Below are 16,552 nucleotides of genomic sequence, written 5' to 3'. Positions count from 1 at the left end.
AAAAACCCAGGAAAAAGGCTGTGGGGATTTTGTTAATCCTTTTTCTCGAGGCTGTAGCTGAAGGTAATGTCGGCGTTTTTTGTGCGGGCGATTTCCTTCAGCTTATCCTCGAGATTTTTTTTGGCGTCGTCGCGGACGGTTTTGCCTAGTTCGAGCCTGGCCGTGTTCATCATGCCACGAATGGCTTCCTGCTGGTCGGCGGGCTGGATCTTGTTCCAGTAGCCGTTCTCGCTTTGTTCAATTTCGTAGTTTATCAATTCGACGGAAAGCAGTTTTGGGGGAGGGAATTTGGCGTCGATGCGGAGTGGATTGGAGCGAATGTTAACTGAGCAATTTTGTTTGAGATCGAATCCGCCTTTGACGCGGAAGTTGCCTTTCAGAACCAGGATTTTTGTACTGCCAGCCCATTGGTTGGTATAGGAGTAATAAATGACACTGTTGCGGGAGACGGTGGCGAGTTCGAGAATGGGGATGGATTCCTCGACAAAGATGGTTTTATCGATGCTGACCTTGGGGGTGAAATTGAAGGCATTGCGAATGCCGTTGACGATGGTTTGTGCGGTTTCGACGGCGGCATTTTTTGGGGCGCTCCAAAGCTGATGGTAGGCGAAAACCAGGGCCAGGATAATCGCGACCATGGTGATGCCGAAGGCCAGAATGGTAAGCGGTATGGTGTACCTGCCGCTGGCGCGAGGTGGCTGCCCGGATTTTTCGGTTTCGCTATTCATCGAAAGGCAGGAGGAACTTATAGGAGATGGGATTAGATGGGAAGGCCCGATACCGAATGCCAAAAGTAGTTTCTAAAATGGAAAAGCGGGAAATAGGGGTTAGAGTATTAATTGATTTACGTCATTTACGTGAAAACCTGGTCTTTTCAAATTTGATTAATTTATGGAAACGGATTCCAAGACTCAGCAGGGATTATACAAGTTGGTGACTTATTCAACGGCCGTGGCGTTAGGCGTCATGGTCGCTTCGCTTGAGGCTTTGCGGCCAACTCCTTCGGGATTTTCATTTCAGATTTCGTTTAGAACATTGATTGCCTTTGTGTTGGGTGGAGCAGTGGCATTTCCTTTCTGGAGATTTATTTTCAATGGCGCCAGTTGGAGCAACAAAAGATTAACTTTCGCCTGGATCTGTTTTCTGGCGCTCCTGTTGGCGTTGGGTGTTGGAGCGTTTCTTTATCCTTTGAGATATGTGCCGCGAGAGAAGTTGCCCGATATTCTAATTGGCTTGTTGGCGGCGGTTTTGGCGCTTTCGGCAATTGGTTTCCTATTATGGCGAGTGAAACGTTTTTTGGATCGGGATTCGAATCGGGAAAAATTGTAGGAAAAAGGGAGCGATGATTCAAACCAGGGTTCATGAAGCGAATGATATCGGGTCGAGGTACGATTAGTTTATGGCGGCGGTCCATTCGCAGGATGCTTGGTCCTTTGAGAGGTGGATGGTGGTGGGGATCTATTTGGAAGCGGGGTAGTGGCTTTATCTTCGACATCACAAAGATTGGGACTCAGGCGATGCGCAAAATATAAGACGGTGGTTTGGCACGCCAGTTAGCATGTTCCATTTAAGGCATCTTATAAATTGAGATGCCTTAACCCTACGGTCTTGGCCGAAGCCGATAATTTGGTCAAGGAGTGCTCTTGAAAAGCCAACTCTGCTGCCCGTCACCGGCCGGGGTCAGAAGAATGGGGTTGGCACTAGGGGACGCACCTTGTCCTTGTACCTCGCCGCTGCTGGTTTGATAGCTGGCAGGGGGAGCGCCGGAGCTGGTCTTCTTAGTACTGCAGCAACCCACCACCACAAACGACAAAAGCGCGGTCAGTATTGCAATTTTCATTTTATGTTCCTCTTTCTAGTACAGTACTGGTTCAACATCGTCGGGGCTGGTATGGGGTCAAAACCTCCCTTGGGGGTTTGCCAACGACCTACGTATTATTTTGGGGAACAATGATAGTGGCATCCACGATGACGACTTTGTTGATCTCAGTCGTCCAGCAAGGAGGCTTACCGTTTTGGCACAGGCGCTGGCCTGCCGGTTCCTGTTGACGATGGTAGTGCCGCCGGAGTTGCTGAGGGCAGCGTCTTCGCGATCCCGAAATCGGCCGAGTTGCTCGACACTTACCGCTGTTCAGGGGGTGCTCGGTGTAATACCACGGTAGCGCCACTGCTGCCATTGGCCACTCGAAGCATCGGAGGGGGAGCGGGGATAGGTAGTGTAATTTGGGCCTTGTCCGCTGCGGGTGTCATAGGAAGCTGGCGGAGCGCCGGAATTGGAGGTGGAGCAACCTGCCACCCCGAGAGCTAGAAGTGTCATCAGAATTGCGGTTTTCATTTCCTGTTCCTTTGTTGCCGCAAGTAATAAGAAAATCCTGCTTCGGTGGGTATGGGGTTTAGGCCTGCCCTGAGCGGGGCGAAAGTTCAGAATTCGGTCTTCAGAGTTCTACGGATGAAGGCGAGACAGATGGTTATTGGTTCGCGGGCCAGTTGAGCTGGGGTTGAGCAGGGCCATTGTCGTAAACGACGGTGGCGACTGGCTTGGGAGCAACGGGCCTTTGGTTCTGGCGGGTGGCCATGAATATGGCAATGGTCCAGGTAGGAACAAGGTCGGCCACGGGTAACACCTTCACGACAAAGCTGGGTAGAAAAGAAAAATGCCAGCCGACGAGCCAGGTTAAGAGCACGCAGACCAAAACATCAAGGGCGTCGCTGAGGGGGGAAATGAACCCTTCACCAAAGAGTGGGAACAAGCCTATCTGCAGGATGTCGGCGCCGATGGCGATGAAACGAGCTGTCCGGATGCGGGCTGGATTGGTGGTCTTCACAAGCGTGATGCAAGTTTTGATTCTTTTACCCAAAATGCTTCGAGAAGGTGTTGTCGTCAAATGGTATTGAGGGGTGAAAAATCCACCTCAGCAGGCCTCTTTTGGTCGAAATAGCATCCAGATTTTGAATCTTCCCTCATCTTTGCTTTCCACCCGGCCACGGACGCTGACTATGGGTCAAGAGAATTTGCTGGCTGATGGCGCAGCCTGCTTAAATGTATCCGGTTGAAAGGGACTTCTTGCAAATTGGTTTTCAACTGTCGCCATCGTGTGTGCCAAAGGATTTCAAAAGAAACGCAAAAAAGCCTTTTTTCCGCAAAACACAGGGTGTGCGTCCAAAAACACATTTACATTCAAAGCCTTTTTAATAGACTCGCGGTGGATGAAAAAACCCGTTAACTCTTCAGAGGCGATCTATTCGTCAACTTTGTTCCCTTTGTCCATTACAAAGGTAATTCTCTCTCTGGGATTTTAATTGGCTTAATTTTTTTGATCAGCGACATGAGAGCCAACAGGACGGAAAAGGGCCATCCAAGAGACGTTTTGCGCACTCCGGCAAGGGCGTGGTTGCGCAGGAACTCAATTTATTTTTGTCCCGTTAAGAAAAATCAGAAGGTGGAATCAATTATGAGAACAAATCAACTCGGCGTTCTTTTTTCCCGCTGCAGCAAGATAGTTGTTACGGGCATCATTGCCCTAATCTGCATCCCGGCTTTCGCGACTACGTTTACCAACAATACAACCATCGGGGTGGGTAACACAAATTATGACGGGGCGGACGTCGTCGTTACCAATTGCACGTTGACGGTGGATGGCCCGCACACTTTTTCGAGCTTGCTCGTGGCGGGAGGAGGCGTTCTGACGCACTCGTTTTCTCCAAACGGCAGCGTTTCAAATCTGCTCAATGTGGCAAATGAAAACCAGGTCTTGAGCGGGACCAACCTGGTGACGTTGCTCAATTCCAATGTCATCGCCACGACCGTTTCCGTGACCGATTTCAGCGGAACAAATTTTTACACCAACGGGCTGGATTATTTATTGACCAGCCCGGATGGCATTGTGACCCAATTACAGCTGACCACGAACTCAGCCATTGCGGATGGCTCGACTATCCTGGTGAGTTACGAGACGTTGCTGGGAACGGTATCGGCGGGACTCAATCTTTCGGTCAGTAACAGTGTCCAGGTGGATGTTGGGGGAGTGATCAATGCGAATGGAGCCGGTTACGGTGGTGGAATGGGACCGGGTTCCGGCCGTAACTCCGGATCACCGCCTTACGACGGCAGTGGTGGCGGCTACGGCGGCATGGGGGGAACAAGCACCAGCAACGCGCCAACCGGCATCACTTACGGCTCCTTTACGCAACCGGCCAGTTTGGGAAGCGGTGGCGGCAGCTCATATACGGGCATAGGCGGCTCCGGCGGTGGGATGATTGAAATCAATGCTGGCGGCGCCGTGATTGTGAATGGTTCCATTTCAGCCAATGGCGGGAATGGCACGAACAACCGTTGCGGGGGCGGATCGGGAGGCGGCATCTGGATTACCGGGCAGACATTTTCCCGGGGCGGGCGCGATTGCAGCAAATGGCGGCGCGGTGAATCACCTTACGGCGGCGGTGGCGGCGGCGGTCGAATCTCGATTCAATATAATTCCACGACATTCACTGGCTCGATTACAGCAATGGCGGCGCGGGTGCGATGATCGGCGGCGCGGGCACGGTCTATACGAAGGTGAACGGGCAGCATGGTCTTTTGGTTCTCAATAACGGAGGGCAATCAGGAACCAACACGACGGTTTCCATTTCGGACAGCACGATTGACGTGCTTGTCAAAGGGCATGCAAATGTCGCGCCAGGCGGCACGTGGAGCATCGGAAACCTTACGGTTGCTTCTGACGGACAGCTCCTGGCCAATCCGAACATTACGCTGGCCGTCACGTCATCCGGCGCCATTGTTGTGGAGGCTGGAGGCAGAGTGCTTGCCGATGGCAAGGGCGCAGCCCCGGGCTCCGGCGCCGGCCGCTCTTACAATGACAGTTTGTATCGGCCTTGCGGCGGGGGTGGGTACGGTGGCAACGGCGCTGCGGGTTTTCTTACTAATGCCTTTGGTGGCACAAGCTATGGTACTCAGTGGTCTCCCACAGGTGGTGGCAGTGCGGGCGGGTCGTTAGTGCCGTACTCATTTGGCGGCAACGGCGGTGGCGCCATTCAATTCATCAGTCAAAACGGCATCGTGCAAATAGATGGCACCATTTCAGCCAAAGGTGCCAACGGTTCCGGCTCCGGCGGCGGCGGCGGTTCTGGCGGGACCATCTCGGTGACAGGCGGGATACTACTTGGTTCGGGCTCCATCACGGCTGCTGGCGGGGCTGGTGTGGACTCCATTGGCGGCGGCGGTGGTGGTGGTCGCATTTACCTCACTCCAACGTCAAACCTCTTTACCGGATCTATTTCCACGGCTGGCGGCGGCGGCGGCAATTGGGGCGGGGCAGGCACGGTTCTTATCCAAGTGTCGGGCCAGAATTCCCAACTCATTTTGGACAACAGCGGGCACACGGGAACAAATACACTGGTGCAATCACAAAATGGCCCGACAGATTTGATTATTCGCGGAGGCGCAACCGGATGCGCATCTTCCCCGGTTACCTTTGCCAACCTTAATGTGAGCTCCAATGGATGGCTGACGCCGTTCCCTGGTTACCAAGGTTCGGCGGACAGCAGTGTGAATTTCTCGTTTACTGGAAATGCGACGATTCAGGCTGGAGGCGGAATTATTGCGGACCTTGCGGGATACCCAGCAGGGCAGGGTTCGGGTTTTGGACACTATTATACTCTCGGCTCAACCAATTTTTGCAGCGGTGCGGGTCACGGGGGCGGCGGCGGTAGCAGCGCTGGCAAATACGCCCTAGGCGGAAACACTTATGATTCTCCTACCTCTCCGACCATCGCAGGCAGCGGTGGCGGATCATCTTCATCTTATTCGCCATATGCGTTTGGCGGCGCTGGGGGCGGGGTTATCCGGCTTAATGTGACCGGCACATTGGAGGTGGACGGGATCATTTCTGCAGGAGGCGGAAATGGCTCAGGGCTGGCCGGCGGCGGCGGTTCGGGCGGAAGCATCTGGCTGGCGGTTGGCACGCTTTCGGGTGCCGGTTCCATTGCAGCAAACGGCGGCAATGGAGCGGCTGGACTGGGAGGCGGTGGTGGTGGCGGCATGATTTATATGCCCTGCAACAACAATTCATTCTCCGGGACCGTGACTGCCTATGGCGGCGGCGGAGCCAATTGGGGCGGAGCTGGAACGACAATCATTCAATTGCCCGGCAAGAATTCCCAATTAATTGTGGACGGTGGCGGAAATCCGGGAGCTCCCACACCGCTGCCAAACTCCACTACCACAGACGTCGTTTTGCGCAATGGCGCGGTGGGCGTGGCTACCTCATCGTTGACGCTGGGCAATCTGCTGATCAGCTCCAATGCCTGGTTGATCGTCACCAATTTCCCCTCATCCTCCGCGACGATCTCCTGTTTGAGCGCAACGATTCAGGCGGGAGGCAGCATCATCGCCGACTCTCAAGGTTACGCGGCGGGTCAGGGCTCCAGTGCCGGTCGTTCGTCCGGGAATTCGCCCAATTATCCGTGCGGCGGTGCGGGAAAGGGCGGAGTCGGCGGCAACAGCATTTCGAACCTGGCATTGGGTGGTAACGTTGATCCGAATAAGGTGTCGGCCGGCAGCGGCGGTGGAAACTTTCCTCCTTACTCGCTGGGCGGTACCGGCGGTGGTTCGATATCGCTCACGATATCCGGCCTCCTGCAGGTTGATGGAATCATTTCCGCCAATGGCGGCAATGGTGGAGGCTTCGGGGGTGGTGGTGGCGCTGGCGGGAGTATTACGCTCACTTCCGGCTCACTGTCCGGAAGTGGCGTGATCAGGGCCAATGGCGGCGGTGGAGCAGGCTCGATTGGCGGCGGTGGAGCAGGAGGCTGGGTCACAGTTACCGTAAACTCCACAGCAAATCAATTTACAGGAGCAGTTTCCGCCTATGGCGGCGGCGGAGCCAATTGGGGTGGCACGGGGGTATTAACCATCCAGACAAACTCACCGATAGCAACAATCGTTCAAGTTATTTTGGACGCCGGGGGAAACCCGGGCCCAGCCACACCCCTGACAGGCTCCAGTTCGTCGACCAGCCTGACCTTGCGCAATGGAGCGGTGGGCCTGATCAATTCTCAATTGAGCCTGGGCAGTCTGTTAATCACTTCCAACGCCTGGTTGGTAGTCAGCAATCTCCCCGGCAATGCGACGACCATCACACTTTCGAGCGCAACCATTCAGGCCGGGGGTGGCATCACGGCCGACTCCCAGGGCTATGCGGCGGGTCAGGGCTCCAGTGCCGGTCGTTCGTCCGGGATTTCGCCCAATTATCCGTGCGGCGGTGCGGGAAAGGGCGGATTCGGCGGCAACAGCATTTCGAACCTGGCGTTGGGTGGTAACGTTGATCCGAATAAGGTGTCGGCCGGCAGCGGCGGTGGAACCTACTCACCTTACTCGCTCGGCGGTACCGGCGGTGGTTCGATCTCGCTCACGATATCCGGTCTCCTGCAGGTTGATGGAATCATTTCCGCCAATGGCGGCAACGGCAGTGGCATTGGGGGAGGGGGCGGCGCTGGCGGGAGTATTACGCTCACTTCCGGCTCACTGTCCGGAAGTGGCGTGATCAGGGCCAATGGCGGCGGTGGAGCAGGCTCGATTGGCGGCGGTGGAGCAGGAGGCTGGGTCACAGTTACCGTAAACTCCACAGCAAATCAATTTACAGGAGCAGTTTCCGCCTATGGCGGCGGCGGAGCCAATTGGGGTGGCACGGGGCCAGTATCCATACAGACAAACCCACTGCCAGGAGGACAAAATGTTCAACTTATTTTGGACGCCGGGGGAAACCCGGGCCCAGCCACACCCCTGACAGGCTCCAGTTCGTCGACCAGCCTGACCTTGCGCAATGGAGCGGTGGGCCTGATCAATTCTCAATTGAGCCTGAGCAGTCTGTTAATCACTTCCAACACCTGGTTGGTAGTCAGCAATTTCCCGGGCAATTCGACGACCATCTCACTTTCGAGCGCAACCATTCAGGCGGGAGGTGGCATCACGGCCGACTTCCAGGGCTACGCAGCGGGATTGGGCAATGGGGCTGGGCATGGTTTCGGAGTTTCGCCCAATTTCCCGTGCAGCGGGGCAGGTCATGGTGGAAATGGTGGAAACACTGGAAGTGGTTCGAAGGAGTCCGTTGTGGGCGGAACAGCGTATGATAATCAGACGTCGCCCAGCATCGCTGGCAGCGGAGGCGGAGCTTATTCGCCCTATTCATTTGGCGGCGTTGGGGGCGGTCAGTTCGCGATCACGGTAACCGGCCAGCTGCAGGTTGATGGAATCATTTCCGCAAATGGCGGTAATGGTTCGGGCATCGGGGGAGGCGGTGGCTCTGGCGGGGGCATCAAGCTCACTGCAGGCACTCTATCCGGCTCGGGAGCAATCAGGGCGAATGGTGGCAGTGGTGCAGGTGTGAACGGGGGAGGCGGGGCCGGAGGTTGCATCGCCATCTATCCCACCGCGAATTTTTTTGCCGGAACAATTTCCGCGGGCGGAGGCGGAGGAGCCAATTGGGGCGGGGCCGGAACCATATATACGCAAACCGGGGGACAGCAGAGCACCCAATTGATTCTGGACAACGGTGGACAGACAGGTGCCAGCACACAAATTCAACCCCTTCAAACCACCACCGCTTTGATTTTGCGCAACGGTGCGATTGGGTACCAACAGGTCTCGTCGCAAACTTTTGGCAGCCTTTTGATCAGTTCCAACGCCTGGCTGATAGCCAACAGTAATAGCGGCACCCTGAACCTCACGTTCAATGGAAACGCGACAATTCAGGCAGGTGGCGGAATCGTGACGGATGGTCAGGGTTATCTTGCCGGTTCGGGCACTGGTGCGGGGCATTATGTGGGGACGACCTACTATCCATGCAGCGGCGGCAGTTATGGTGGTTATGGCGGGATTGGGAACGCGGCTTCAGTGTATGGCGGCTCGGTGTATGGTTCAATCACTTCACCTACGAGCTTTGGCAGTGGTGGTGGCAATATATACCCCTATTCGCCTGGCGGCGCGGGCGGCGGTGCGATTCGCCTCACGGTGAACGGCACTTTGGCCGCCTCCGGAAAGATTTCTGCCAACGGCGGCGATGGTTCCGGTCTCGGGGGCGGTGGCGGCTCGGGTGGAAGTATCTTTATCACTGTCGGCACACTTGCTGGGAATGGCTTGATTACGGCCAACGGCGGCGACGGGGTAGAAGCCCAGGGCGGTGGCGGTGGCGGCGGAAGAATTTCCATCGGCTACAATGCAAATAGTTTTGCGGGGCTCACGACCGCCTATGGCGGTGACGGCTATGTAGCAGGTGGGGCGGGCACTATTTATACGAAAGCCAATTCCCAATCAGTGGGGCCAGTGCTGGTCGATAATGGCGGTGTGGCCGGCGCCCTCACGCCAGTATCCGGTACACTCGGACTCCCCTCGCTCCCAGTCAGCCTAACCATTCAGAATGGCGCAGTGGTTAGCCCACAAGCGAGTTTCCTGCAATTGAACAATCTCACCGTTGGCTCTGGCGGTTTGTTCACGGTTTCATCCAGACCAACGAAGCTCGATCTACTGGTCTTCAACAACGTTGATGTCGCGCCCGGCGGCGCCATTGCCGTGGATGGAGCTGGATATGGTCAGGCAGCAGGCCAGGGAGGCGGACAATCCAACGGCGGGTTCGGCAGCGGCGCAGGTTATGGCGGCGTGGGCGGAGCTTCCTCTACCTCCCCGGGTGGTGCCAGCTACGGGTCGGCAATCCAACCGGTGGATTCTGGCAGTGGCGGCGGCTTCGGATCGGGACCGCAGGCTGGCGGCTCCGTTGGTGGCGGCGCTATTCGATTGAATATCGGTGGCGTCCTTACCGTGGATGGCCAGCTGAGTGCCGGAGGGCAAATGGGATTGCAGGACAACTCAGGTGGGGGATCCGGCGGGAGCATTTGGGTGGATGCCGGCATGCTGGCCGGCAATGGCAGCATCGCCGCTGATGGCGGCGAAGGGGAACTCTATGGTGGCGGTGGCGGGGCGGGCGGACGTATAGCCCTCTACTCGCGCGCAAACCATTTCCTGGGCCTTACCTCCGCAGCCGGTGGCCTCGGTGATGTTTCAGGGGCCAATGGCACGATCTTCACATCAAACAACTTTCCTGCGCTGATAGTCCTTACGAATTCACCGAGCGGCATTGTCAGCAACGCCGTGGGTTTAGTGACCTTGTATTTCAATGGCGCGCCCAATCCGAGTTCAGTTACCTCAGCCGCGATATTGCTGATGACTCCAAATGGGGCTGTGCCTTCCAGTTCGATCTCGATCTCTGCTTTGAGTTCTGACACCTACCAGCTCAGCTTCCCGCTGCAAACCACCATCGGTAATTACACACTAACCGTGGGGAACGGTGTCACGGACCTGTACGGGCAGTCTTTGGCGCAGGTTTATAACGGTGGGTTCAGCATTTCACTCCCGGTCATTCAAGGCACCATCACGGACTCAAGTGGCAACCCGGTTGCGGGTGTCACCCTCCAGCCCTCCAGTGGATTCTCTTCAGCTACGACGGACACGAATGGAAATTATGTCCTCGGTTTCGTGCCGGGATCGAGTTTCACGGTCACGCCATCGCAGGGCACACTTGTTTTCGTGCCAGGTTCGATGTCCTATACCAATGTCTCCACCTCCGTCTCCAATCAGAATTACCTCGCCGTCTCCACCCTTGCGCCACGATTGGCCGCTGGAGTCAATAGCACCAACTTCGTCCTGAGTTGGCAGGCAATTCCCGGGGTGAATTACCAGGTTTATTCCTCCACGAACCTTATCAACTGGCTGCCCTACGGCAGCGCCTTAACCGGCAGCAATGGACCAGTCCAGTTCCCCGTGCCAATCGGAGACGGCCCGCAACAGTTCTTCCGCGTGCAGCCGACGGATTAATCACGGTGTTTCAAAAAGCCGAATTTTTTTCGCGCACGATTCACCTGACGAATGAAAGGCTCAGTGGTGACACGGTTACAGTTGTCAGATGTTGGCACAAGCCATGAGCCTGCCCTGCTTGTTAGGCGGACTTCACAGGGGCCCATTGACCCGTTCGCAACCGGCTCTTCCAGTCGAGGCAATAGTTCAATGGACCAGACGGCCAACCTAGGCTCACTGCGATTCCGCGAAGGTTCATAGGCTGAACCGACAGGCAGTTGTGCACTTGAGCGCTGAGCAGCTCTCAGAAGGGTTGGTCTTGGTCGAGTGCGCAAAAACTGATTTGCGACCACAACCTCCGTTCCGGCAAATAATTGCTTTTCCGTGCCATCAGGGGTGTTAAACTCTTTGCGAGAAATCCCCATAACGGAATATGAATCATCTCGCTTCGCGTCTTCCTTTTGCCGTGCTGACTGCATTGGTGTCCCTGCTGTGGATGGCCGTCCCGGTAGCGCACGGAGCTTCCACGAAGCCGAACATCATCTTCATCCTGGCCGATGACCTGGGCTATGGCGACGTGGGTTGCTTTTATCAGAATTCGAGGCCCTCACCCCAGCCGAGGATGTACACGCCGCAATTGGATGCAATGGCGGGGCAAGGAATGATGTTCCTCCAGCATTATTCGGCCAGCCCGGTTTGCGCGCCGGCGCGGGCCTCGCTGCTGCTGGGGCAAAACCAGGGGAATTGCGTCATCCGCGACAATCAGTTCGACAAAGCCCTGCCGAATAACCACACGCTGGCGACCGTTCTCAAACAATCGGGCTATTACTGCGAAGCAATCGGCAAGTGGGGTCTCGCCGGGCAAGCCAACGTGCCTCCAGACTTTTATTCCGACGTCACCAATACCGTGCCCGGATACCCACTGCAGCACGGGTTCGACGAGTTCTTTGGGTTTGTCGATCATGCCGCGGGTCACGTCTATTATCATGACGCGGCCCATGCTCTCTTTTACAACTACACCAACGTCACGACCGATTACGCGAACGTTTATTCGACAGACCTTTTTTTCGCGCGGGCAAAGAAGTTCATTTCCGACCATGAAGCGAGCAATCCGGGACAGCCGTTTTTCCTTTATCTCGCTCCGACGGCCGTGCATTCGGGATTGCAGGTGCCAGGCGGGCCGTATCCGCCCGGCAGCGGGGCCAGCGGAGGCTTGCAGTGGCCGCTCACGCCCACACCGGCGACCAGGGACACCTGGATTCACCCGGATTACACCAACGCTGTGACCACCACCAATTACTTCAACGACGTCATCACCAGCACCAATTGGAATGATACGATGAAGCGTTATGCCACGATCGACCGGCGGCTGGATGATGGCGTCGGTGATTTGCTTCAATTGCTGCGCGACTTGAACATTGGCACCAACACGCTGGTCATCTTCAGTTCGGACAATGGCCCGGCTAATGAGAACGATTTCGGATCTTACACCTCTGACCCGCGTTATTTTGATTCCTGGGCCAACATGGACGGGATCAAGCGCGATCTCTGGGAAGCCGGGGTGCGCGAACCGACCATTGCCTGGTGGCCGGGCACCGTCGCAGCGAACACCACAAATAACGCCGTCTCGGCGTTTTGGGACTGGCTGCCTACTTTTGCGGACCTTGTCGGCGAGCCGACGCCCGGAGAATCGGATGGCGTCTCGCTGGTACCGACGTTGACGAGAAGCGGCACGCAACGCACGCGTGGCATTTGGTACTTCGAGTATAATTACAACGGCTCGTTCGGCGTGGATGGCGGCAGCAATGGATTATTCGCGCGCAAAGGCGTTACCGCGCGCAGTCAATTGCAATCCGTTCGCTCAAACAATTTTGTCGCCGTGCGATATGACATCAAGACGCCGACGGACCCTTTCCGCCTGTATGACGTTGTGCATGATCCCCACCAAGACACCAACATCGCGGCCTTCGCGACCAATGCGCCGCTGCTCACGACGTTAAGCAACTATGTGGCGCAGGCGCGCATGCCCAATGCCAGCGCGCCGCGGCCCTATGATTCCGAGCTGATGCCAGCGGTCACCAACGTCCTGGTTAATCCGGGCCTGGCTTACGCTGTTTATTCGGGTTCCTGGCCGTGGGTTCCGGACCTCGACGCCCTGACGCCCATCTCCACAGGAACTGCGACGGGACTGGACCTGTCGGTCGCCTCGCTGCCGACCAATTATGGAATCAGCTTTGAAGGATTCATCACCATCCCGGCTGACGGCTCCTACACTTTTTATGTGACCGATGATTCGGGCGCGGAAATGTGGATCCACGATGCCCATGTGATTGACGATGACTTCGACCGGACCGGTGCGACGGTTCACAATAGCATTCTGCTCAAGGCCGGGTTGCATCCGTTCCGGCTTTATTACCGGCATGGCAGCGGAGCGGCGTCGCTGCAACTTCAATATTCCGGCCCTGGAATCATCACTCAGACGGTGCCCACCGCCATGTTTTCCCGTAACTCCACCAACGGCACGGCTGAGAGCATCGCGCTGAACGATTCGGCATCCACGCCGCAAAATACGCCGGTGACGATCAACATCCTCGCCAATGACATCGCCGGATCCGGTCCGGGGCCATTGACCATCGTCAGCGTCGGGTCGCCGCTGGCCGGCACCGCGCTCACCAATGCCATCGGACAAATTATTTATACACCCAACGCTTCGTTCCTCGGCAATGACACATTTACGTACACCATGACCGATGGTGCAAGCGTCTCCACCGCCACGGTGCAGGTGGGTGTCTATTATTCCGATGGCATGGTTTGGTTTCCGTTCGACCAGACGTCCGGGTTGACGACCATCGATGCCAATGGAGGCTACACCGGAAGCCTGATCGGCTTTGACAATGATCCCGCGGAATGGGTGCCCGGCAAATGGAACCGGGCGCTTGAGTTTGACGGCAATAATTATGTCGATATCGCCGGGTTCAGCGGCATTCTCGGCTCCTCTCCACGGACTGTGGCCGCGTGGGTGAACACGACCAGTACGGCGCAGCAGCCGGTCATTGCCTGGGGGCCAAACGCCAACGGCAACAAGTGGTCGTTCCTGGTAGAGAACGGCCATGCGCGCATCGAGATCACCTCCGGCTATCTGGAAGGCACCCGCATCGTCAACGATGGCCTATGGCATTTCATCGCCTGCTCCTACAACAACAACTTCACGAGCATTACAAATGCAAAGTTATACGTGGACGGGACGCCCGAAACCAGCTTCACCACCAAAAAAACTTTTGCCGTCAATACGACCTCCAATGGCGATGTCACAATCGGCCTGGACACACAGGGCCGCAATTTCATCGGCATGATTGATGAGCCGCGAATTTACAACACCGCGTTGACCGACGCGCAGATTTTGTCCCTCTGCAACGCCACCGACCAATCGGCGGCTGCCTGGCACCGCCGCTACTACGGCAACGCGGCAATCAACTGGAGCGCGCCGGACAGCGCAGGCCATCCTCGTTTGCTGGACTACGCGCTGGGCGTCGAGCCATGGGAATCCTCCGGCGCGCAACTGGGCATCCAGCTTTCCGTCGTGAACAACACAGTGTTGGTGCGTTTTCAGAGTTGGACGCCGGGAACTTCGGAATTGACCTATCAACTCCTATCCTCGACCGACCTGGTGCATTGGGCTCCCTGGAACGGCACGCGCATGGCGCCGGAGCCTTCGATCAAAACGGGAATGGAAACAACCCTCTATCAGGGTCCGATTTCGACCACTAACGCCACCTTCATTCGGCTGCAGGTCGCACTACCTTGAGCCGGGAAGCGGAGTTCGGCTTGCTTACAGGCTGCAGAATGGTCATGGGTTTCGCAAGCGGAAGAATTCATGGCCCTGCGGCGCCTGCGTCGCAGTGTACGGGCTGGTTGCGTTGTTCACATCCTGCCAGCACGAAGGGCAACCCAAATCGTAGGAATGCTGCAAGACCCAGGAACCGCTCCAGGACAGGGAAATGTTGGCTCCGTTTTGCTGGATGGTGATGGATGGCGGCTGGGCCATCCCGTAAAGCCCCATGTTGTAATGGTTGAGAACCTGTGCCTGCGTCAACGGTTGCCAATAAATTGCCGGCTCGTCGATCCAGCCGGTCAAATGATTACCGGCGCTGGCCTGGAAGGTGTTGTCCGCACCGATGCGCCAGAGGGACGTGGACGCGAAAACATTGGTTGTCTCAGTGCCAGCCAACACGCCGTCGATATAAAGACGCTTCACGGAACCGTCGAACGTAGCGACGACATGGGTCCAAACACCGTTTGTGACCGTGCCCGCATTCAGATCGTCGTAAATCGTTGCGCTGCTGACGGTGGAGGAGCCGGTGCGGAAATCCCAGGCTTGGCCGTTGATTCCGAGTTCGGCGCCACTGACGGCCGTCCTGGTATGCGAGCCGATAATGGTTTGGTAAATGTTGGAACCGGCGTAGTTCAAGTCGGGCCATTGATGAAGGTGCCGATGTTGGTCGAAACCGTGGAATAAACCGTCGTCGCACCGGAATTGGTAGCCCCCTCGTTGAGCGGGAATTCCTCGACCAACGCAGCGGAGGCGCTGGTCACAATTGAAACAAGAAAAAACAGAAGTAATGGTTTGGGAAGCATTCCTTTCATATACGTATTATTTAATCGAAATATTCCTTTCAACCCGGGCACAACGGCGAGACAAAGCCGCGCGACGCCATTCCTGCGGTTCCGAGAACAGTTTGGTGGTTCGGACAATTGGGCGGCAGGCGGAGCAATTTGTCAAACGCTGTTTTTGCAAAAAAATTTACTCGATTCCATATCGAATGGACCCTTCACTCGCTCCAAATGCCGTTCGTGCGAAACTGTAAGTCGCTCGTCGGGATGGAATGCGCGGGGAGTTTGATAATCAACCAGAGTGAAATGGACGAAGTGCTCCGGGGCTTGATCGAGGAGTTTGCGGGCGAGTGCGAGGCCGAGCGTACCATCCCCGCCGCCGAAGCCGAGCAACCGAGGCAGTTGGGACAGCTGAAAAAGTAGGCAGGCGGCGCTTGCTGGATGACCGCAGCGGGGCGCCGCGGGGCCGGGCTGCGGCAGATCGGACAACACTCGTCAGCGGCGATCAGTTTCGCCGGATCGAGATGCATTGCGGGTTGGCAGAGAGTGGCCTTCATGCGCCGTACTCAGGACTATGGGGGCGGCAACCCAGAAGTCGTAAGCGTCAGCAAAGTTGCCGCAATCCTAAGAGGCTCTAGGAAGATACGTTTTCCCCATACTCGCCGTGAATGGCTTCAAGCGAGAGATAACTGAAGCAAGAACCGTAGAGATAGCTGGCTAGCTGGCGTGCGAGTGTTGCCTCGCGGCCAGATATTGGTCCAATTCAGCTTCGTCCTGGAAAACAGCCACGCCTGGCAACGACCGGATGATTTCGAATACTTCCTGGATTTGCGGCTGCATATGAACAAAGGATGCCTGTCCGTGGTGCTCCCTGAGCGTTTTGCGGGCCGCCGCAAATATGCGCAGACCGGCGCTGCTGATAAATTTCAATTGCGCCAGATCAAATATCATGTCCTTGACCGAGCCACTTAAAACGGGCGCAAGCTGGCGTTCAAGGTCGGGAGCCGTTGCCGTGTCCAGGCTTCCGGCAAGGTTTACTGTCACTGCGTCCGAATTTTGCGCGCCGATATTTTTATGAATTTGAATTTCCAATGACAT

12 protein-coding genes are annotated in these 16,552 nt (G+C 56.3%); 4 read left to right on the top strand and 8 right to left on the bottom strand.

Annotated elements, in window-relative coordinates:
• Positions 1 to 32: 32 nt before the first annotated feature.
• Positions 33 to 728: a DUF4230 domain-containing protein gene (locus CFLAV_RS24610; RefSeq protein ID WP_007417580.1), complete on the bottom strand. Its 696-nt coding sequence runs from the start codon at positions 726 to 728 to the stop codon at positions 33 to 35.
• Between the two features lie 163 nt (positions 729 to 891).
• On the opposite strand from CFLAV_RS24610, the gene CFLAV_RS24605 reads away from it, so the two are divergent.
• Positions 892 to 1,329 (top strand): hypothetical protein, encoded by a 438-nt coding sequence (locus CFLAV_RS24605; protein ID WP_007417579.1) that lies wholly within the window; start codon positions 892 to 894, stop codon positions 1,327 to 1,329.
• 301 nt (positions 1,330 to 1,630) lie between these two features.
• On the opposite strand, the gene CFLAV_RS24600 is transcribed toward CFLAV_RS24605, so the two are convergent.
• The 3 genes from CFLAV_RS24600 to CFLAV_RS24595 all read right to left on the bottom strand — a co-directional run bounded on the left by CFLAV_RS24600 (position 1,631) and on the right by CFLAV_RS24595 (position 2,825).
• A complete protein-coding gene (locus CFLAV_RS24600) occupies positions 1,631 to 1,840 on the bottom strand; it encodes a hypothetical protein (protein ID WP_007417578.1) in 210 nt (69 codons plus the stop codon).
• Positions 1,841 to 2,131: 291 nt separating this feature from the next.
• A complete protein-coding gene (locus tag CFLAV_RS35205; RefSeq protein ID WP_007417577.1) occupies positions 2,132 to 2,335 on the bottom strand; it encodes a hypothetical protein in 204 nt (67 codons plus the stop codon).
• Positions 2,336 to 2,468: 133 nt separating this feature from the next.
• Positions 2,469 to 2,825, bottom strand: coding sequence for a hypothetical protein (locus CFLAV_RS24595; protein ID WP_007417576.1), 357 nt, complete (start codon positions 2,823 to 2,825; stop codon positions 2,469 to 2,471).
• Between the two features lie 627 nt (positions 2,826 to 3,452).
• Here CFLAV_RS24595 and CFLAV_RS34655 point away from each other — a divergent pair.
• The 3 genes from CFLAV_RS34655 to CFLAV_RS33085 all read left to right on the top strand — a co-directional run bounded on the left by CFLAV_RS34655 (position 3,453) and on the right by CFLAV_RS33085 (position 14,648).
• On the top strand, positions 3,453 to 4,526 hold the full coding sequence (locus CFLAV_RS34655; RefSeq protein WP_007417575.1) for a hypothetical protein: 1,074 nt from the start codon (positions 3,453 to 3,455) through the stop codon (positions 4,524 to 4,526).
• Positions 4,523 to 10,864 (top strand): carboxypeptidase-like regulatory domain-containing protein, encoded by a 6,342-nt coding sequence (locus tag CFLAV_RS37020; RefSeq protein WP_007417574.1) that lies wholly within the window; start codon positions 4,523 to 4,525, stop codon positions 10,862 to 10,864. Before CFLAV_RS34655 ends, CFLAV_RS37020 begins: the two co-directional genes overlap by 4 nt.
• Positions 10,865 to 11,276: 412 nt before the next feature.
• Positions 11,277 to 14,648, top strand: coding sequence for a sulfatase-like hydrolase/transferase (locus CFLAV_RS33085; RefSeq protein WP_050785941.1), 3,372 nt, complete (start codon positions 11,277 to 11,279; stop codon positions 14,646 to 14,648).
• Positions 14,649 to 14,690: 42 nt separating this feature from the next.
• Here the strand turns inward: CFLAV_RS33085 and CFLAV_RS24565 are convergent, their stop codons facing one another.
• From CFLAV_RS24565 to CFLAV_RS24545, 4 genes are all read right to left on the bottom strand, one after another.
• Entirely contained in the window at positions 14,691 to 15,311 is a 621-nt protein-coding gene (locus CFLAV_RS24565; protein ID WP_007417571.1) for a LamG domain-containing protein, read from the bottom strand.
• The gene (locus tag CFLAV_RS35740) at positions 15,308 to 15,487 is read right to left on the bottom strand and encodes a hypothetical protein (RefSeq protein ID WP_007417570.1); all 180 of its coding nucleotides are present in this window, start codon (positions 15,485 to 15,487) and stop codon (positions 15,308 to 15,310) included. The genes CFLAV_RS24565 and CFLAV_RS35740 overlap by 4 nt, the downstream gene beginning before the upstream one ends.
• Positions 15,488 to 15,672: 185 nt before the next feature.
• Positions 15,673 to 16,011, bottom strand: a complete 339-nt coding sequence (locus tag CFLAV_RS35190) for a hypothetical protein (RefSeq protein WP_150107577.1) — start codon at positions 16,009 to 16,011, stop codon at positions 15,673 to 15,675.
• Between the two features lie 160 nt (positions 16,012 to 16,171).
• The gene (locus CFLAV_RS24545; RefSeq protein ID WP_007417568.1) at positions 16,172 to 16,552 is read right to left on the bottom strand and encodes an STAS domain-containing protein; all 381 of its coding nucleotides are present in this window, start codon (positions 16,550 to 16,552) and stop codon (positions 16,172 to 16,174) included.

The organism is Pedosphaera parvula Ellin514, assembly GCF_000172555.1.
Classification (GTDB): Bacteria; Verrucomicrobiota; Verrucomicrobiia; order Limisphaerales; family Pedosphaeraceae; genus Pedosphaera.
Note: the sequence above shows the minus strand (reverse complement) of the source record. Positions and strands in the feature narration are given on the sequence as shown.